The 19461-nt window shown below is 73.3% G+C and carries 15 protein-coding genes; 6 read left to right on the forward strand and 9 right to left on the reverse strand.

Annotated elements, in window-relative coordinates; genetic code table 11:
* The first annotated feature begins 32 nt into the window (after positions 1-32).
* The 4 genes from EDF51_RS14565 to EDF51_RS14580 are packed head-to-tail and all read left to right on the forward strand — an operon-like array spanning position 33 to position 5381.
* Positions 33-1301, forward strand: coding sequence for an FAD-dependent oxidoreductase (locus EDF51_RS14565; RefSeq protein WP_134195444.1), 1269 nt, complete (start codon positions 33-35; stop codon positions 1299-1301).
* Positions 1298-2434: an FAD-dependent oxidoreductase gene (locus EDF51_RS14570; RefSeq protein WP_243837133.1), complete on the forward strand. Its 1137-nt coding sequence runs from the start codon at positions 1298-1300 to the stop codon at positions 2432-2434. Before EDF51_RS14565 ends, EDF51_RS14570 begins: the two co-directional genes overlap by 4 nt.
* Positions 2431-3990 (forward strand): ABC transporter substrate-binding protein, encoded by a 1560-nt coding sequence (locus EDF51_RS14575; RefSeq protein WP_166673565.1) that lies wholly within the window; start codon positions 2431-2433, stop codon positions 3988-3990. The genes EDF51_RS14570 and EDF51_RS14575 overlap by 4 nt, the downstream gene beginning before the upstream one ends.
* The gene (locus EDF51_RS14580) at positions 3987-5381 is read left to right on the forward strand and encodes a M20/M25/M40 family metallo-hydrolase (RefSeq protein WP_243837134.1); all 1395 of its coding nucleotides are present in this window, start codon (positions 3987-3989) and stop codon (positions 5379-5381) included. Before EDF51_RS14575 ends, EDF51_RS14580 begins: the two co-directional genes overlap by 4 nt.
* Before the next feature lie 18 nt (positions 5382-5399).
* Here EDF51_RS14580 and EDF51_RS14585 read toward each other — a convergent pair whose 3' ends face one another.
* The 6 genes from EDF51_RS14585 to EDF51_RS14610 form a co-directional block, all read right to left on the reverse strand.
* A complete protein-coding gene (locus EDF51_RS14585) occupies positions 5400-9023 on the reverse strand; it encodes an HtaA domain-containing protein (protein ID WP_134195448.1) in 3624 nt (1207 codons plus the stop codon).
* A 70-nt stretch (positions 9024-9093) separates the two neighbouring features.
* A complete protein-coding gene (locus EDF51_RS14590) occupies positions 9094-9669 on the reverse strand; it encodes a hypothetical protein (RefSeq protein ID WP_111085395.1) in 576 nt (191 codons plus the stop codon).
* 56 nt (positions 9670-9725) lie between these two features.
* Positions 9726-10724 (reverse strand): hypothetical protein, encoded by a 999-nt coding sequence (locus EDF51_RS14595; RefSeq protein ID WP_131844758.1) that lies wholly within the window; start codon positions 10722-10724, stop codon positions 9726-9728.
* Positions 10721-11524 carry a heme ABC transporter ATP-binding protein gene (locus EDF51_RS14600; RefSeq protein ID WP_131844759.1) on the reverse strand — a complete coding sequence of 268 codons (804 nt, stop codon included), beginning with the start codon at positions 11522-11524 and terminating at the stop codon, positions 10721-10723. The genes EDF51_RS14595 and EDF51_RS14600 overlap by 4 nt, the downstream gene beginning before the upstream one ends.
* Entirely contained in the window at positions 11521-12624 is a 1104-nt protein-coding gene (locus EDF51_RS14605; RefSeq protein WP_131844760.1) for an iron ABC transporter permease, read from the reverse strand. Before EDF51_RS14605 ends, EDF51_RS14600 begins: the two co-directional genes overlap by 4 nt.
* Entirely contained in the window at positions 12621-13748 is a 1128-nt protein-coding gene (locus EDF51_RS14610; RefSeq protein WP_131844761.1) for an ABC transporter substrate-binding protein, read from the reverse strand. Before EDF51_RS14610 ends, EDF51_RS14605 begins: the two co-directional genes overlap by 4 nt.
* A 118-nt stretch (positions 13749-13866) precedes the next feature.
* On the opposite strand from EDF51_RS14610, the gene EDF51_RS14615 reads away from it, so the two are divergent.
* Positions 13867-14904, forward strand: a complete 1038-nt coding sequence (locus EDF51_RS14615; protein ID WP_134195450.1) for a glycerate kinase — start codon at positions 13867-13869, stop codon at positions 14902-14904.
* Positions 14905-15018: 114 nt separating this feature from the next.
* On the forward strand, positions 15019-16065 hold the full coding sequence (locus EDF51_RS14620) for an NAD(P)-dependent alcohol dehydrogenase (protein ID WP_111085390.1): 1047 nt from the start codon (positions 15019-15021) through the stop codon (positions 16063-16065).
* Between the two features lie 78 nt (positions 16066-16143).
* Here the strand turns inward: EDF51_RS14620 and EDF51_RS14625 are convergent, their stop codons facing one another.
* Genes EDF51_RS14625 through EDF51_RS14635 form a run of 3 tightly spaced genes read right to left on the reverse strand, consistent with a single transcriptional unit; the run spans position 16144 to position 19376 of the window.
* Positions 16144-17550 carry a hypothetical protein gene (locus EDF51_RS14625; RefSeq protein WP_134195452.1) on the reverse strand — a complete coding sequence of 469 codons (1407 nt, stop codon included), beginning with the start codon at positions 17548-17550 and terminating at the stop codon, positions 16144-16146.
* Positions 17540-18370, reverse strand: coding sequence for a TIGR03943 family protein (locus tag EDF51_RS14630; RefSeq protein WP_134195454.1), 831 nt, complete (start codon positions 18368-18370; stop codon positions 17540-17542). Before EDF51_RS14630 ends, EDF51_RS14625 begins: the two co-directional genes overlap by 11 nt.
* Complete coding sequence (locus EDF51_RS14635) at positions 18357-19376, reverse strand: permease (RefSeq protein WP_131844766.1); 1020 nt, start codon at positions 19374-19376, stop codon at positions 18357-18359. The genes EDF51_RS14630 and EDF51_RS14635 overlap by 14 nt, the downstream gene beginning before the upstream one ends.
* Positions 19377-19461: the final 85 nt, after the last annotated feature.

A 19461-nucleotide genomic window follows, 5' to 3' on the forward strand; every position in this document is an offset into this window, starting at 1 on the left:
TGTCGGGGACCCCGGGACACTACGCTCGCTCCATGTCCTCCTCCGGATCCCCCGTGGTCGTCGTCGGCGCCGGCATCATCGGACTGAGCGCCGCGTGGCACCTCGCCGGGCTCGGGCAGCGGGTCCTGCTCCTCGACAGCGGGACGGTCGCCGGGGGCACGACCACCGCGGGTGCCGGGTTCGTCGGCCAGTGGGCAGCCGGGTACGCCTGGTACTGGAACGAGTCCGAACGCGACGTCGAGCAGTACGGCATCGACTTCTACCGCGACCTCGCCGGCGCCGGCCACGGCCCGACCGGGTACCGGCAGAACGGCAACGTCTGGCTGACCGTCACCGAGCAGGGCCAGGCCGACCACCTGCCGCCGTTCGAGCAGCACCCGCTCCGGCCGGCCGGGGCGCGGACGCTCACCCCGGCCGAGGCGGCCGACCTCGTGCCCGGGCTCGACCCGACCGCGGTCACCGCGGGCTTCCTCCATCCGGACGGCATCCAGATCAGTGCGCCGGACACGGCCGCAGCGCTGGTGCACGCGGTCCGTGCGCGGGGCGTCGAGATCCGCGAGCACACGCCGGTCGCCGGTCTGGAGGCCCGTGGGGGCTCCGTCACGGGCGTCCGGACCGCGAACGGCGAGGTCATCGACGCCGCGAAGGTCGTGCTCGCCGCCGGCAGCTGGACGAACGCCCTCCTCGCCCCCTTCGGGCGCGAGCTGCCGACGGTCCGGGTCGTCGCCAGCCGGCTCGTGACGACGCCGTTCGGTCTGCCGGGCACCCTGCCGACCCTGATGCTGCCGGAGCTGCACGGCCTGTGGATCCGTGAGCACCGCGGCGGCCTGACGTACGGTGCCGGGCCCGGGTACGAGCCGCTGCACGTCGGCGGTGCGGACCGGAGCGACGAACCCGACCGCCGACCGGTTCGCACGGACCTGCTCGACGCCATGCGGACGTACCTGCACCCGATCGTCGCCCGGCTGCTCCCCGCCGCCGCGAGCGTGCTCGGGGTCGACGAGACCCCCACGCAGGGCGTCGTCTCGATGACCGCCGACCGGAACTTCATCGTCGGCGCGGTCCCCGAGCTGGACGGACTCGTGGTGGCCGGTGGCGACAACGAGTCCGGCGTCACGCACGGTCCGGGCCTCGGGCGGATCGCGGCGGAACTGAGCGTCACGGGCACGACCACCCTCGGCGACGCGAGCCGCTACGCCCCGGCACGGTTCCCGGCGGCGGCCCCGACCGAGGCCGAGGTGGTAGCGATGATGCCGGCGCGGCGCGAGGCTGACGCCCGACGAGCCGGAACCGTGGCATGAGCGACGTGCTGAGCGACCGGGCCCCGACGCACGTCGTGATCGGCGGCGGGGTCGTCGGCGCCGCCACCGCGTACGCCCTCACACTCCGCGGCGAGCGCGTCCTGCTCGTCGAGCAGCACGAGCGCGGGCACCACAACGGCTCGTCCCACGGCGCCACCCGGATCTTCCGGCAGGGCTACGCCGACCCCGAGTACGTCGCCCTGACCTCCCGCGCGCTGGCGCTGTGGGAAGCGCTCGAGGGCGCTGCGGGCGAGGAGCTCATCGTCCGCACCGGGGCCGTCGACCACGGCCGCGCCGAGGTCGTCGAGGCCATCGCCGCCGCGCTGACGGACGCCGGCATCCCGTACGAGACCCTCACCCCGGACGCCGCGGCCGCACGCTGGCCGGGGATCGCGTTCGAGGGCCACGTGCTCGCACACGCCACGGCCGGTCGCATCCGGTCCGACCGCGCCATCGAGGTGTTCCTCACCCTGGCGGAACGGACGGGGCTCGCCGAGCTGCGCTTCGACACGGGGGTGACGGGGCTCGACGACCACGGCGACGACGTGACCGTGACGCTGTCCGACGGGTCCACCCACCGCAGCTCGTCCGTGGTGGCGGCCGTGGGGTCGTGGGCACCCGCGCTGGTCGGCGACCTGCTCGCCGGACGCGGGGCGGGCCTCCCGGCCATCCGCGTCACCCAGGAGCAGCCCGCGCACTTCCCCAGCCGTCTGCCGGACCAGGCGTGGCCGAGCTTCGTGCACTGGGCGGCCGACGACGACGTGTACGGCCTGCTCACCCCGGGCGAAGGCGTCAAGGTCGGGTTCCACGGCACCGGCCCCGTCGTCGATCCGGACCACCGCGACTTCACGCCCGTGCCGGCCGAGGCCGAGCGGCTGCAGGCCTACGTCGCGCGGTACGTGCCCGGTGTCGACGCGACGAAGCCGACCTTCATCAGCTGCCTGTACGACAACTCCCCCGACGAGGACTTCGTGATCGACCGACGTGGTCCCGTCACCGTCGCGACCGGGTTCTCCGGCCACGGCTTCAAGTTCGCACCGCTGCTCGGCGGCATGATCGCCGACCTCGCGACCGGCGGGGCCGCACATCCCCGTTTCTCCCTCTCGAAACCATCCCCCTCAGGAACCCCGTGACGACCCGACTCATCTCCGCGCTCGCGCTCTCCGCTGCCGTCGCCGCCGTGCTCACCGGCTGCGCCTCGACCGGGGCGTCCACCGACGTCTCCGACGGCCTGGTGATCGGGACGACCGATCCCGTCACCTCGCTCGACCCGGCCGGCGCCTGGGACCGCGGCAGCTACACGGTGCAGACGCAGCTGTACCAGCACCTGCTCACCTACCCGGCCGGCAAGACCACGACGAGTCCCGAGGTCGCCGAGTCGTGCGACTTCGCCGACGGCGCCCACTACGTGTGCCGGATCCGCGACGGGCTCACGTTCTCGAACGGTGACGCCCTGACGGCGAAGGACGTCGTGTTCTCGTTCGAGCGCCAGGTCGGCATCGGCTCCGAGAACGGTCCGGGGTCGCTGCTCGCCAACATGGCGTCCGTGGCGGCCGACGGCGACGAGGTCACGTTCACCCTGAAGCAGGCGAACGACCAGACGTTCCCGTACGTCCTGGCGAGCATGGCCGGGGCGATCGTCGACAGCAGTGTGTTCTCGGGGACGAAGGTCCACGCGGACGACGGGGTCGTCGGGTCCGGTCCGTACGCGCTGCAGCAGTCCGCCGACGGCGGGGCGACCATCGCGTTGACGGCGAACAAGGAGTACGACGGCACCGCGCCGGAGTCGTCGAGCGTGACGATCAAGCAGTACACGAAGTCCGCCGACCTCAAGCTCGCGGTGCAGGAGGGTGACGCCGACGTGGCGTACCGTCAGCTCACGCCGACCGAGGTCACCTCGTTGTCCGAGGACGACGGCCTGCAGCGGGTCCAGGGCTCGTCGGGCGAGGTCCGGTTCCTCGGCTTCAACCTCGACACGATGCCCGGTGACGACACCGCGCAGAAGACCGCGATCCGCCAGGCCGTCGCCGCGACCGTCGACCGAGCGGCGATCGCGAAGGACGTCTACCAGGGCACCTACGCTCCGGCGTACTCGATCGTGCCGTCCGACTTCACCGGCGCGACCGATGCGTTCCAGACGGAGTACGACGGCGCCGACCCCGCGGCCATCCTCGAGAAGGCCGGCGTGCGCACGCCCGTCACGCTGCCGGTCGAGTACACGACCGACCACTACGGCTCCGGGTCGGACGACGAGTACGCACTGATCAAGCAGCAGCTCGAGGACACCGGCCTGTTCACGGTCGACCTGCAGTCGGCGAGCTGGGACACCTACGTCGGGAACGTCGGCAAGGGCGAGTACCCGGTCTTCCAGCTCGGGTTCTTCCAGGACTACCCCGACGCCTCGTCGTACCTGACGCCGGCCTACGGTTCCGAGGACGTCAACCTGCTCGCGAACCACTTCGACGACCGGGCCGTGCAGCAGCTGGTCGCCGCGCAGGCGGTCGAGGCCGACGCGACCGAGCGGACGAAGCAGATCGAGGAGATCCAGCAGGACACCGCCGAGTCCGTGCCGCTCATCCCGTTGCTCGCCGGGCAGGAGAACGTCATCGGGCAGAAGTCGCTCACCGGGCTGACGAAGTCGGTCGACGCCTCGGGTGAGTTCCGCATCTGGGAGATCGGGCGCTCGTGAGCACCGGCGACGCAGCGCTGCAGGCGACCGAGCCCGCTGACCCGCTCCGCGACGCCGTCCGCGCCGGGATGCCCGCGGGGCTCGACGAGCTCGCGGCGCTCGTCGCCATCCCGTCGGTCCACGACCCGGCCGTGCAGTCGCTCGACGACTGCCGCCGCGTCGCCGAGCGCGTGCGGGGTGCGTTCGACGGCCTCGGCCTGACCTCGCGCCTCGTCACGACGTCGGACGGCTCGCAGGCGGTCCTCGCGACCCACCCCGCGCCGCCCGGCGCCCCGACGGTCCTGCTCTACGCCCACCACGACGTCCAGCCCGCGGGCGACCTCGCAGCGTGGACGAGCGACCCGTGGACCCTGACCGAGCGACAGGGTCGCCTGTACGGTCGCGGCGCTGCTGACTGCAAGGGCGGGGTCGTCACCCACCTCGTGGCGCTGCGGGCCCTGCTCGACGTGCACGGATCGTTCCCGGTCGGACTCGTCGTGGTCGTCGAGGGGTCCGAGGAGCAGGGCACCGACGGTCTCGAGCAGTACGTGTCCACCCACGCAGCGGACTTCGCCGCCGTCGACACAGCCGTCGTGATGGACGCCGGCAACGCCGCCGTCGGGGTCCCCGCGCTCGTGACCACCCTGCGCGGCACGGCGTTCGTCGAGCTGCGCGTCCGAGCGCTGCACGGCAACGTGCACTCGGGGATGTTCGGCGGTGCGGCGCCCGATGCCGTCGCGACCCTGGTGGCCCTGCTCGCCACGCTGCGCGACGACGCCGGGGACACCACTGTCGACGGCCTCGAGGCCTCGCAGACCTGGGACGGCCTGCCCTACCACGCCGACCGGTTCGCCGCCGACGCCGGGCTGCTCGACGGCGCGGTGCCGATCGGGTCCGGGGACCCGGCATCCCAGGTCTGGGCACGGCCGGCGCTGACCGTCGTCGGCATCGATGCGCCGGCGGTCGCCGGGTCGTCGCCGTCCGTGCAGGCGACCGCCGGTGCCGCGCTGAACCTCCGGGTCCCGCCGGGGGTCGACCCCGCTGCCGCTGGCGAACTGCTCGTGGCGCACCTGCTGCGGCGAGCGCCCTCCGGGGTCGAGGTCACCGCGCGGGTCACGGGCACCGGCGACGGGTTCCGGGCGACGGCGGGGCAGTACTCGTCGGCGTTCCGGAGCGCACTGGCGTCGTCGTACCGGGTGTCGTCGGTGGGCTCCCTCGGCGGCGGCGGATCGATCCCGCTCTGCGCGACGCTCGAACGGGCGATCCCGGGGGTCGAGGTCATCCTGGCGGGGGTGTCCGAGCCGGCTGCGAACGTGCACGCGCCGGACGAGAGCGTCGATCCGTCCGAGATCGAGCACATGGCCCTGGCCGAGGCGCTGTTCCTCGACGGGCTCGGGTGCGCCCGCGCCTGACGTCGCACGACGCCGGCGTCAGACGCCCTCCGCAGCCGATGCCACCCGCGGCGTGCGACGGGTCCGCACCTGCAGCACCCCCGTCAGCAGCAGCACGACCAGGCCGATCGCGAGCACCACGAGCCCGCCGAGGAACCCGATCACGACGAGCAGCATCGTCTCGGTGGACATCCCCCCGCCGCTGCTCCCGTCGGACGCGGCCGCGGCGGCGACCGACCCGTCGGTCTGCTGCGTGACCGCCTCGACGCCGTCGACCACCGTGAACGGCACCGCGACGACCGTTCCCTGGTCCCCGACGAGCACGACGTGGTGGTCGCCGACCTCCAGGCCCGTGGTGTCGACCGAGGCGGTGGCTGTGGCGTCCTCGACGGTGAAGTCGTCGCCCTGCACCGGTTCGGAGTAGGTCCACACGCTCCCGCCCTCGTCGTCGCCCGTCCACGGCAGGCGGAGCTCGAGCTGGTCACCGGCGGTGACCTCGTCGGGGATCCCGGCGTCGGCGGCCGCGACGGTCGTGATGTCGCCGGCGTCGATCTTGCGTGCCAGCTCGTCGGAGTCCGCGGCGGGGGCCGTGGGTGGCTCGGCGGCCGAGGGGGCCTTCGCGCTGTTCCGGGGCTGGGCGGCGGTGTTCCGCGGCGCTGCGGTCGGCGCGGCCGTCGGCGCCGTGTCCGAGGCGTTCGTGATGGTCGGTGCCGTGGCGGCCGGCGGCAGCTGCACGACGGGCGGCTGGATCACCGTGCCGCCGTTGCCGCCGGTACCACCACCCGTGGTCGGACCGGTCGGCAGGGTGCCGGGGACCGTCTGTCCGGCGAAGTACACCGGCGTGAAGGTCTCGAGCGCGGCGTCGGCGGCGCCGTGCGCACCGATGGTCAGGACCCCGCACTGCACGGCCCCGGACAGGCAGTCGACACGCTTCGTCGACTGGCCGGTGAAGGTGGAGCGCGCGATGACGCCGCCCTGCGTGAAGCCGGCGTTCTTGGTGCCGCTGAACTTCGCGGTCGCTGCGGCGCCGGTGCCGGTGTTGTCGGGCCAGGCGACGAAGCCCTGGCCGTCCTGCCCGGTGCCGCCGGACCCGGGGACGTAGTCGTAGCCCGCGCCGGCCGCTCCCCCGGCGCTCGGGTGCTTCGTGACGTACCCGAACAGCACGTACAGCCCGGAGCCGTTGGTGTTCTTCGTGAAGCCGGAGCCCGTCGCGGTGAGCTTCGTGCCCGCCGCGGCGGTCGAGAGTCCGGTGGCCGGCCGCACGTTCGTCGAGGCACCCCGGGCGTTCTCCGCCCCGGTGATCGACCCGTCCGCACCGACCACGGTCGACCCGCCGCCGGTGCCGCCGCCCGTTCCCCCGCCGCCGTTCCCGCCGCCCGGGTTCGTGGGCGCCTGCACGGTGACGCGCAGGGTCGCGGTGTCCGAGGCGACCCGACCGACGACGGTCGCACCGAGGACGTTCGTGGCGACCGCGCGGTACCGGTCGCCGTCCAGCCCCTCGGTGGCCGTGATGCGGAGTGTGCTGGTCGTCGCGCCGGCGACCGAGGGGCCGTCCTGCAGGTCGGCCCAGCCGGACGGGGTGTGCTGCTGCCACTGCACGGTGGGCGTCGGGGTCCCGGTCGTGGTGACCGCGAAGGACACCTGCTGCGGCGTGGCGGGGGTCGTGCTGCCGTCGGTTCCGGTGGTCGCGCCGGTCAGCGTCACGGCGACGTCGGCCGGCTGTGCCGTGATGGTCGGGGTGGTCACGACCGTGAACGTTCGGAGCCCCTGGTCGGCGGCGTCGGTCGCGGCGTTCACGACGCCGACCACCGCCCGGCCGTCGGCGGCGACCACGATCGGGTCGCCGGTGTAGGTGGTGCCGGGCTGGTACTCGGCACCGAGCGTGGGCGCGGTGCTGCCCTCGATCGCGTAGGCGCGGACGACGTTGCCGGTGTCGGTGCTGCCGGCGGCGGACACCCAGAGGCGCTTCGCGGACTCGTCGACGGCCAGGTACGCGGCACCGCCGACCCGGTCGATCGAGGTCGTCACGGCCGGGGTCCCGCGCAGCGAGACGGCTCGGAGCGTGGCGTCGCCGTCGTTGCTCCACCACGCCCGGCCTCGGGAGTCGACGACGGTCCCGCCGGTGGCCCCGGACGTCGCGGCGGCGCCGATCGACACGTCGGCGACCGAGGCCCCGGTGTCGAGGGCGACGACGCGGGCGAGGGCGGCGGCCTGGTCGAAGACGACGGCGCGCGTGCCGGTCCAGTCGACGCCGACCGACGAGATCGTCCCGGTGACCGAGCCGATCAGGGTTGCCGTGCGGGTGACGGCGCGGACGGTCCCGCCAGCGGGGCTGGTGCCGACCTCGGTCACCGCACCCGAACCAGAACCGGAACCAGAGCCAGAGCCAGAGCCAGAGCCACCCGAACCAGAACCAGCACCCGCTCCCACTCCCGCGCCGACGGCGGCCACCCGCAGCAGCCCCGCGGACCCGCCGTTCGCGGCCGGGGCGACCTGCGCGACGATCGAGCCGTCGGCGGGGTCGATCGTGAACGCCTTCGCGGCGGGCACCGCGACGGACGGCTTCACGTGCACGACGTCCCGGTAGGCGGCATCCGTGCCGCGTTCGACGACGACCCAGCCCTGGACGTTCGCGCCGGTGCCGCCGAACTCCGCGGCGGGCAACGACGCGGTCGCGACGATGTTCCCGGTGGACGGGTCGACGCTCGGCTTCGAGGTGGCGACACCGGGGTCGATCGGCCCGGCGACGCGCTTGCCGTCGTCGTCCACGACGAAGTAACTTGCCTTGGCGGTTCCGGCCGCCGGTACCTGCACGACGTTCAGGGCGCGCGTGGCGTCCCGCACCACCGTGGTGACCCGGCCGATCGTGCGGTCACCGACCGTGGTCTGCACGCCGGTGCTCACGACCCCCTGGACGCCGGGGTCGCTGAACCCCTGGTCACCGTCGGCGCCGCCGTCACCGTCCGTGCCCTCGGCGGCCCAGTCGCCCGTCACGGCGACCGACAGCGGGTCCAGCGCGGTGCCCGCGGCGTAGAACTGGGTCGGGTTCCCGCCGCCGGTGACGTCGGCTGCGAAGGCCGCCGCACCCGCCGCGGTGATCGTGGTGGGCAGACCGGTCCACGAGTACTTCCCGTCGGTGACCGATCGGGTGCCCTTGGTGACGTCGATCGTCGCGAACGCGATGCGCTTCGTCCCCGGGTCGGCCGTCGTGGCACCGGTCGTCGGGTCCACCAGCCGCACGTCGACCCCGGCGGTCAGGGTGCCGGTGGTCGGCGTGAGCTCGATCGCCGGGTCGCGCAGCGAGATCACGAACATGTGCGCCCGGTAGTCGAACACCGCGGCACCGGAACCCGTGACGGTGAGCTTCCGCGTGCCGGGGTCGTAGCTGCCGCCCGACGCGGCGAACCGGAACGTGCCGTCGGCGTTCTTCGACGCACCGCCGGACACCGACTGCCCTGCGGCCGGCACGTAGTTCCGGAACGACTGCTTGAACCCCCAGTCGAGCGTGCCGCCCGTGACGGACGTGCTCGGACCCGAGGCCGCGGTGGCGGCGGTCGCCGCGGTGGGCACGGTGCCGGCGACGGCCGCGGTCAGGCCGATGATCGCGGCGACGGTGGTGCTGAGCGCGCGGAGGCGACGGGCCGGTCTGGTCTGGGTGTGCATCGGTTCCTCGGGTCGGGTGGTGCGAGTGTGGGGCGGCGGTGCCCCGGGCGGACCCGGGGCACCGCGTGGGTCACCAGGTGACGGGGACCTGGACCTCGTCGAGGTCGACCGGGTCGTTCGCGACGCCGTGCGCCGAGAACGTCTGGACGAAGCACTCGTACTGCCCGAGGGCAGCGTTGGCGGTCGCGGTCTTCGTGGCGTCGTAGTCGCAGCTGACGGTCGCGGCCGCGTCGCCGGTGTGGTGCGGGTCCGCGGTGTAGGACTTCGCGACGTCGATCGTCGTGGTGAAGCCGCCGCCGGCCGTGAACGCGCTCTTCGACACCCACTGGGCGGAGCCGAACCAGCCGGAGTTGGTGGCGTAGTCCGCCTGCTTGGGCCCGTAGACGACGTAGACGCCGAAGCCGCGCCCCTGCGCGTCCCCGTCGAAGCCGCTGCCGGTGACCGTGACGCTGCCGTCCGAGACGCCGTGGAGCGCCCCCGGGCCGTCGGTGACGACCGAGGCCGGACCGCTGACGGACAGGCTGGCGCCGTAGTCGTTCGTGACCGCGGTGGCCGCGGACGCGCTGACCGCGGGCAGGACGGCGATCCCGACCGCGGCGACCCCTGCCGCCAGCGTGATCCCGAACGAGCGTGCGATTCGTGTCATGTTCGTGTTTCCCTCTCGATGTGGGCGCCCCCTGTGAGCACCCGGGTCCGGTGGTCCTACGGCGCGACGTCGGTCGCGGTGCGTCGTGCGGTGCGGCGGGAGTGCACGATCGCGAAGACGACGAGCGCCGCGACGGCCACGACGAGCGCGGACAGGCCGCCGAGCACGATGCGCAGGACGCTCGGGTCGATCCCGCCCGCGGAGCCGTCGGCAGCCGCGGCCGCCACCGCCGAGGGGGTCGCCCCGGCCGGCACGGTGGGGGTCGCCGACGCGGTCGGCTCCGCGGTGGCGCTCGGCTTCGCCGTCGACCGCGCGGACGGCTTCGTGGTCGCGCGGGTGTCGGCGCTCGCCTCGGACGACGACTCGGCGGACGGCCGGGAGGCACTGCCCGCGTCCGTCGTGTCGGCCGGCGCCTGCCCGGTGGTCGCCCTGGTGCCGCCACCGGCCAGCGTGCCGCCGCTGCCGTACAGGTTCTGCACGGAGACGGGTGTGAACGACTCGTTGTTCGCGTTCGCGACGCCGTGCGCACCGATCGTGATGATCCCGCACTGCACGACCGTGCAGTCGACGGTCTTCGCGGCACCGTTCCGGTCGAGCGCCTGGAACGTCGAACCGGGGACCTTGAGGGTCGCGGACCAGGTGCCCGTGGCGGAGTCGACCGTGCCGCCGTTCGCCGCCGACGCGGTGGTGCTGCCCTCGAAGGCCACGAAGTCGAGGTACCCGGTGGGGTTCGACTCGTCGTCAGGCACGTAGCTGTAGTCCGCGCCCGTCGCCCCGCCCTTGCTCGGCTGCCAGGTGCCGTTCACGGTGCCGAACGCCACGTAGATGCCGCCGTACCCGTTCTTGATGCCCTGGAACCCGGAACCGCGCAGGCGCAGCGTCGTCAGGTACGTCGAGTCGACCTGGTTCGTGACCTCGGGGTGCCCCTCGATCGCGACGCTGACACGGCCGGCTGCCGCTGCGGGGGCGACGCCCACCAGGGCGGCTCCCCCGGCACTGAGCGCGACGAGCAGTCCGGCGAGCGCGAGCCGCAGCGGGCGGGTGCGGGTGGTCACGAGGAGGCCTCCTGGAGGGTTCGGGACGGCACGACGACGGGCGTGCCGGTGTTCGGGTCGGGCACGACGGTGACCGGGTGTCGGTAGACGGTGCCGATGCGGTCGGCGGTCAGGACGTCGGTGGGGGTGCCGTCGGCGACGATCCGACCGCCGGCGAGCATGGCGACGCGGTCGGCGTACGCCCCGGCGAGGCTCAGGTCGTGGAGCACCACGACGACGGCGCCGCCGGCCCGGGCGTGTGCGCGGGCGACGGCCAGCACGGCCTCCTGGTGCCGCAGGTCGAGGGCGGCGGTCGGTTCGTCGAGCAGGAGCACCGGGGTCGACTGCGCCAGGACCCGGGCGAACGAGGCCCGGGCTCGCTCCCCGCCCGACAACGAGGGGAACGCCTGGTCGATCCGGTCGGCGAGTTCGACCTGGTCGAGCACCCGCGCGACGACGGTGTCGTCGTCGACCGCTCGCGGGGTCCCCCGCCACGGAGCACGGCCCATCCGGACGACCTCCCCGACGCGGAACCCGAAGGCCACGGCGGTGTCCTGCTCGAGCACGGCACGCCGACGAGCGGTGGCGAGCGGTGCTTCGCCGCCGGTGCGCACGCCGTCGATCGCGACCGTGCCGCTGTGCGCGAGGTCACCGGCGATCGCCCGGAGCAGGGTCGACTTGCCGGCACCGTTCGGACCGACGAGCGCCAGGACCTCGCCCGCGCGCACGGTCAGGTCGACGTCGGCGAGCAGCGGTCGTCCGTCGATGACGACGCCGATCCCGGAGGCGACCACGGCGCCGACAGCACTCGTCTCGATCATGCCCAGCCTCCTGACCGTCGGCGGGCACGGCGCAGGAGCCAGAAGAAGAAGGGTCCGCCGACGAGCGAGGTCAGCATGCCGATCGGCAGGTCCGCGTACGGCACCAGGGTGCGCGCGAGCAGGTCGGCGATCGTCAGGAGCAGGGCGCCGCCGAGCGTCGAGACGAGCAGCAGCGGGCCGTGCGCCGGGCCGATGACCATCCGCATCAAGTGCGGGACGACGAGCCCGACGAACGCGATGATGCCGGCGAACGCGACCGCTGCGCCGACGAGCAGCGCGACCACGACGATCGCGACGACCCGGACGGCCTCGACCCGCACCCCGACGTGCCGCGCGGCCCGGTCGCCGAGGGCGAGCAGGTCGAGCGAGCGCGTCAGCACGACGGCGCCGACGAGGCCCGCACCGATGACGGGGGCGATCGCTGCGGCCTGGTCCCACATCGAGCCGTTCAGGGACCCGAGCTGCCAGAACACGATCTGCTCGCGCGCCTGCTGGTCGCCGAGGAACGTCAGGAAGGCGAGCCCCGCGCCGGTGAACGCGTTCACCGCGATGCCGGTGAGCAGGAGCGTGACGACCTCGGTGCGGCCACCGGCACGGGACAGCCCGTAGACGAGCAGCGTCGCGACCAGGCCCGCGGCGAAGGCCATCAGCGGCGTCGTCCAGTACCCGGCGAACTGCAGCCCGAACACGATCGAGGCGCAGGCCCCGAACGCCGCGCCGCCGGACACCCCGACGACGCCGGGGTCGGCCAGGGGGTTCGCGAACACGGCCTGCATGAGCACACCGGCCGCGGCGAGCGCGGCACCGATCAGCAGCGCCATCACCACGCGCGGGAACCGGATCGTCCACAGCGCCTGGGTGACGAGGTCGTCGGCGGGACCGTCCACGGGCAGCCCGAGCGACCGGCCGACGGTCCGGAGCACCTCGGCGGGCGAGATCCCGAGCTGCCCGACGCTCGCCGACACCAGCGTCGCGACGACGAGCGCCACCACGAGCCCGGCGGTGAGCAGTGCGATGCGGCCGACCCGCGACCTGGACGTGACCGCCGGTGCTGCGGGGACGTGCGTGGCGGGCGCGATCCGTTCCTCCCGGACGGTCATGAGGCGTCCGCCGGACCGTAGATCGCCGCGGCCAACGCGGCCACGATCTCGGGCGTGCGCGGCCCGAAGCTCATCACCGTCGTGTCCGCCATGTCCACGATGCGGCGGTGCTCACCCGCGGGCGTCTTCGCGATCGCGGGGACCCGCTGGAGCAGTCCGTCGACGCCGTCGACGGACTTGAGCCCCTTGGTCATCATGATGACGAGGTCCGGCTGCATCGCGACGAGCGCCTCGGCGTTGACGGGGCGCATGCCCGTCCAGTCCTGTTCCGTCGCGACGTCCCGCCCGCCGACGGCGTCGATGAGCGAGTCGGCGCCGGACTCGCTGCCGAACAGGTAGTAGATCCCGGCGTTCCCCCGCACGTACAGGAACACCATCTTCAGCTTGTCGGCCCGAGCCGACGGCGCGATCCGGGCCACCTGCGCGGCGACGGCCTGCTCCTGCGCGTGCACCTCGGCGGCCAGGCGGTCGCCGGTCGCCGGGACGCCGAGCGCGGTCGCGACCTGCTCGATGATCGCGTCGGTGTTCGTGGTGTCCCGGTGCGGGTCCAGGACGACGACGGGGACGCCGGCCTTCCGGATCTGCAGGACGACGTCCCACGGTCCGAGTGAGGTGTCGGTCAGCAGCACGGTCGGGCGGAGCGCGAGGATCGCCTCGGCGGAGAGTTCGTGGCCGTTCTGGGTGACGAGCGGCAGGTCCTCGGTGCCCGCGAAGCCGGTCGAGACGTCCCGTCCGACCAGGTGGTCCCCCAGGCCGAGGCCGTACACGGTGGACGACAGCGTGCCGGAGATGTCGAGCGCGAGGATCCGGTCCGCGCTCGTGACGGTCACCTCGGTGTCCTGGTTGTCGGTGACGGTGACGGGCAGCTCGGGCTCGTCCACCGTGCTCGCCGTCGGCGGCAGGTCCGTCGCCAGGGTCGCGGTGCGCTCGCCGGTCACGTCCTTCGCGTCGGTCACCGGGGCGATGGCCTGGAGGCTCGCGGCCGGGTCCGTCGCGCTCGTCCCGCGACCCGCCGCATGCGTCGCGCCCGCGGTACCGGTGCCGCCGCCGGTGCAGCCGGTCGCCACGGCGAGGACGACGAGGGCGGACGCTGCAGCCGAGAGGGCGCGACGGAGTGACGACATGGAGATGATCCCGAGTGCTGGTTCGTGAAGTTAGGTGAGCCTCACCTAACCGTTAACTTAGGTGAGCCTTGCCTACCTTGTCCAGCACGTGTCGCCGTCTCCCCGCTACGGTGGTCCCGTGCGCATCGTGGTGGCTCCGGACTCGTTCAAGGGCACCGCGACCGCGGCGTCCGTCGCCCAGGCGGTCCGCGACGGCTGGCTGACCGAACGCCCCGACGACGACGTGGTGCTCGTGCCGATGGCCGACGGCGGCGAGGGCACCCTCGAGGCGTTCGCGACCGCCGTCCCCGGTGCGGTCCGGGTCCCCGTCACCGTGACCGGGCCCGCCGGCACCCCCGTCGAGACGTGGTGGCTCATGCTGCCCGACGGCCGTGCGGTGGTGGAGCTCGCGGCGACGAGCGGCCTCCCGCTGCTCGACGAACTCCTGCCGGACTCCGCGACGAGCCGGGGGTTCGGCGAGGCGATCGCCGCCGCGCTCGACGCCGGCGCCACGGGGCTCGTGCTCGGCATCGGCGGCAGCGCCTCGACCGACGGCGGCCGGCCCGTGCTCGAGGCGCTCGGGTACGACGCCGACCACGACGCGCTGCGTGCCCTCCCACCGCTCGGCGTCACCGTCCTGACCGACGTGACCTCACCGCTGCTCGGCCCGACCGGCGCGGCTGCCGTGTTCGGGCCGCAGAAGGGGATCGAGCCCTCGCGCGTCGCATTCTTCGACGAGCGACTGGCCGCCTGGGCCGCCCGCTTCCCTTCGGTGGACCCCGCGACCCCCGGCGCCGGCGCCGCGGGTGGCGTCGGCTTCGGCCTGCTCGTCTGGGGTGCGACCCTGGCCCGCGGCGCGGACGGCATCGCCGAGGTGCTCGGGCTGGCCGATCGGCTCACCGGCGCCGACGTCGTGATCAGCGGCGAGGGCCGGTACGACGGCCAGTCCGCCGCCGGCAAGGTCCCGTCGGTGGTGCGGTCACTCACGGCGACGCACGCCCCCGGCGCCCGGTCGATGCTCGTCGCCGGCGCGATCGAGGCCTCCCTCGACGACTACGCCGCCGCTGCCTCGCTCACCGTCCTCGCCACGCAGACCACCGGGGAACCGGACGACGCCCTGGCCGACACGCTGCGCTTCGCCACGATCGCGGGCCAGCGCCTCGCACGGCTGGCCTGACCACTCCGATTCCCGCACTGGGGAGCCCCATTGGAACCTCCCACGCTGTGGCGCGCTCCATCAGACTGGTTCCGGGCCGGAACCGGCCCGCAACGCACCCCCACGAGGAGATCATTGCGCACCGTCAACGCCTACGCGGCACCGTCAGCGACCGAGCCGCTCGTCAAGACCACCATCACCCGTCGTGACGTCGGAGCGAACGACGTCGAGATCGACATCGCCTACGCCGGCATCTGCCACTCGGACATCCACACCGTCCGCGGTGAGTGGGGCCAGATCCAGTACCCGCAGGTCGTCGGCCACGAGATCGTCGGCCACGTCTCCGCCGTCGGCGAGAACGTCACCAAGCACCAGGTCGGCGACCGCGTCGGCGTCGGCTGCATGGTGAACTCGTGCGGCGAGTGCGAGAACTGCGTCGCCGGCGAGGAGCAGTACTGCCTCAAGGGCAACATCGGCACGTACACGAGCGTCGACCCGGCCGACGGCTCGATCACCCAGGGCGGCTACTCGCAGGCGATCGTCGTGAACGAGGACTTCGTCCTCCGCGTCCCCGAGTCGCTCGACATCGAGAAGGTCGCGCCGCTGCTCTGCGCCGGCATCACCACCTACTCGCCGCTGCACCACTGGAAGGCCGGCCCCGGCACGAAGGTCGCCGTCATCGGCATGGGCGGCCTCGGCCACATGGCCGTCAAGATCGCCGTCGCCCTGGGCGCCGAGGTCACCGTCCTGTCGCAGACCACGTCGAAGGAAGCCGACTCGCTCCGCTACGGCGCGAAGGCCCACTACGCGACGAAGGACCCGGAGACGTTCGAGAAGCTCGCGAACTCCTTCGAGCTCATCATCAACACCGTGTCGGCGAAGATCCCGATGGGCTCGTACCTCGGCCTGCTCAAGGTCGACGGCACGCTCGTCAACGTCGGCGCTCCGTCCGAGCCGCTCGAGGTCCCGGCGTTCGCCCTGATCCCGCGCCGGCTCAGCTGGGCCGGGTCCGCCATCGGCGGCATCCGCGAGACCCAGGAGATGCTGGACTTCTGCGCCGAGCACGACATCCTGCCGGAGACCGAGCTCATCAGCGCCGACCAGATCAACGAGGCCTACGAGCGCGTCCTGTCCTCGGACGTCCGCTACCGCTTCGTGATCGACGCGGCCACGCTGGCGTAGTCGGCACCACTTGCGAGACGGGAGGCCCGTTGCCAGCCGGCAACGGGCCTCCCGTCTGTCCGCCTGTCCGTCGGGCCGTCAGCCGACCTCGTCGCCGGACGGCAGCGCGCCGCACCAGTCGACGGAACCCGCGTCGATGCTCGCCTCGAGCGCACCGGAGGTCGCGTCGATGATGCTCACCAGCTCGTCGGTCGCCGACTTCGTCGCAACCGCGACGAACTGACCGTTCGGAGACGGGCAGACCGCCGTGACGCTCGCGTCGTCGGGGATGGTCACCGGCAGCCGGGAGGCCCGCCCACCGTCCACGCGCACGATCCGTGCCGAGACGGTCCCGTCCGACCGCACGTCCCCCAGCACGCGCAGGTACGTGTCGTCCGTCAACGGGGCGATGCGGCCGAGCACCGCCGCGTCGGTGCTCGCGGCCGGCGCCCGCAGCGCCGTCTTCGCGCCGTCGGTCAGGTCGAGGCGCTCGATGCCCGTGCCGGTCTCGACCACCGCCGTGGTGCCCGAGCCGACGAACCCGTGCAGGTACGTGGCGCTGCCGAGCCGGACGGGGTCGGCGTGGCCGCTCATGTCGACGAGCACCAGGTCGTCGCTGCCCGTCCGCACCAGGGCGCTCTCGGTGCGCGGCACGTAGGCCCACTGCCCGACCGTCATCGGCACGGCACCCGTCGTCGGCGTGCCGTTCGCCGCGATCGCCGTCGGCAGGTGCGTGCCCGTCATGTCGACCACGTACAGACCGGTGTTCCGCGACTGCCCGGTCGAGGTGTCGGCGTACTCGAACCCGAACGAGGCCCCGTCGTCGGCGACGTGCAGCGCGGTGACCCGCCCCTGCGACGACGGCAGCGTGAGGTGCTCGACGGGGGCGTCGTCGTCCTGCACCCCGCCGGACAGCGCGACGATGTCGACCGACGAGCTCGCGTCGCTGCCGCTCACCACCACCAGGGAGCGTCCGAGCCGGGCGTACTCCGAGATGTCCGTGCCCTGGTACACCGTGGTCGCGCCCCCGGCGTCGAGCGAACGGCTGACGATGCGGTCCTTCGCGCCGTCGGCTCCGGGCACGAGGGCGAGGACGTCGGTGCTGCCGGTGCGGATCGCCGCCGTCAGGTCGGCGGTGGCGCGCTGCCCGGGAGCCCGGACACCCTCGACGGTCACCGTGTACTCGCGGTCGTAGGCCAGGGGCCCGGCGAACTCGACCGCGATCGTGTTGCCGCTCGACGTCACGGTGTGCGCGGCCGCGGGGCTGACCCGGACGTCGGCGGCGGACACCTGCTGCAGCGCCTGGTTCGCCGTCAGGATCACCCGCTGCGCCGGACGGGACACCAGGCCGGTGGCGTCGTACGACACGTCGCGCAGGCGTGGGCCCTGCTGCGACCCGACGACGGCGGCGAGCGCTGCGACGACCGCCAGGACGAGCACGACGGCGAGGTACCGGCGGTGGAACCGGCGCGTCACCGGGCGGCGTCCCGCGTGCTCAGTACTCATACGGGTCCTTCGGCTGCGCGATCTCGGTGACCTTCGCGGCCTTGATGACGATGCGGGCGTCGGCGGACTGGTCCGGGTTCGCCGCGAGGGCGCCGGTCACCGTGACCCACTGTCCCTCGTCGGGCTCCGCGTCGGCGCCGTCGCCCGTCACCACACCGAGGCCGACCGGCTGGGCGTCGACGGCACAGCAGCTGATCACGAACCGGGTGAGGGTGAACGAGCCGTCCTGGCCGGGCACGACGAAGCCGGACAACCGGACCTGCTTGCCGACCAGGGCCGTGGTGTCGGTGGTCTGCCGGATCAGGGCCGCCCAGTCCTTGACGCCGTACTCCGAGGTGTCGACGCCCCCGCTGCCGAGCAGGGAGACCGCCGCCTCGGAGCCCGTCGCGTTCGACAGGGTCGCCGAGTCCACGCTCCGCTGCTGCGCGGTGCGGGCGGACAGCGTCGTCGGGGGCAGGACCAACATCGACACGGTGACCCCGACCGTGACGATCGCGGCCGCTCCACCGAGCGCGAGTCGGACGGCGCGACCACGGCCGGGCCCGCGCCGCCCGTGGTCGTGGTCCGGCTCGTGCTCGTGCTCGTCCGCGTCGTCACCGTGGGTGTGGCCGTGGCCGCGTGCGATGACCACCAGGCCCGCGATCGAGGCGGGTACCGCGACGGCGGCGAGCACGATCGTGAACACCGAGTACCGCGGGTTGATGTACAGGTCGAGGTGGCCCACCAGTGCGAGCCAGAGCGTGCACAGGGCGACCGCCAGCACGGACCCGAGCCCGAGGTAGGCCGGAGCATTGCTGCTGCGTGCGTCAGACGAGGACATTCATCACCAATCCCACGGCGCCGGCGAACAGGACGCACACGACGGCGAGCAGCACCAGGAACCGGACCCGGAACGTCGTGCGGAGCAGGGCGATCATCTTCACGTCGATGATCGGCCCGATGATCAGGAAGGCCGTGATCGACCCGGGCAGGAACGTCGAGGCGAACGACAGTGCGAAGAACGCGTCGACGTTCGAGCAGAGCGACACCGTCATCGCGAGCAGCATCATCGCCGCGACGGACAGCACCGGGTTCGAGCCGATCGCGACGAGCGTCGAACGGGGCACGGCGACCTGGATCGCCGCAGCCAGGCCGGCGCCGACGAACAGGGCCGGCATCATCGTCGCGGTCTCGCCGCCGAACTGCGCGGCGCTCTCCCGCCAACGGTTCCGGCTCCGTGGTGCGCCGATCGCAGCGCGGCAGCGGGCCTCGAACGCGGGCAGCAGCAAGTCGGCCGGGCGGCGGTGCGCGGCGACGATCCAGCCGACCAGGTTCGCGATCACGAAGCCGCCGACGATCCGGACCGGCAGGATCCAGCCGGACCAGCCGAACGCCTGCGCGGTGCTGATGATCACGAGCGGGTTGAGGATGGGCGCGGCGACCAGGAACGTGACGGCCTCGGCAGGGGTGAACCCGCGCATCATCAGGCCGCGGGCGAGCGGCACGTTGCCGCACTCGCACACCGGGAACAGCATGCCGATCAGCGAGATCACGGCGCGGCGGCCGAAGGCGTTCTGCGGCAGGACCTTCTCGAGCGCACCGACCGGCACCCACACCTCGACGACGATCGACAGCACGATCCCGAGCACCACGAACGGCAGCGACTCGACCACCACGCTGATCGCCAGCGTGAGGAAGTCCTGCACGACGTCCGGCAGCCCCGCGGTCCCGATGCTCGGGGACAGCAGCCGGATCCCCAGGAGCACGACGACGGTGAGCAGCACGAGGCCCGGGCCCGTCAGGGAACGGGAGCGGGAGCGCTGCTGCGGCGGCGTGGTCGTCGTCACCCGGAAAGGATAGGCGACGCGTGCTGCGTGGCGGTCCGCGCGCGGCCGCCTGCGCACCGTGCGAGTTCGTTCACCCCGTGCAGGG

The sequence above is a fragment of the Curtobacterium sp. PhB25 genome, from assembly GCF_004365375.1.
Lineage (GTDB): Bacteria > Actinomycetota > Actinomycetes > Actinomycetales > Microbacteriaceae > Curtobacterium.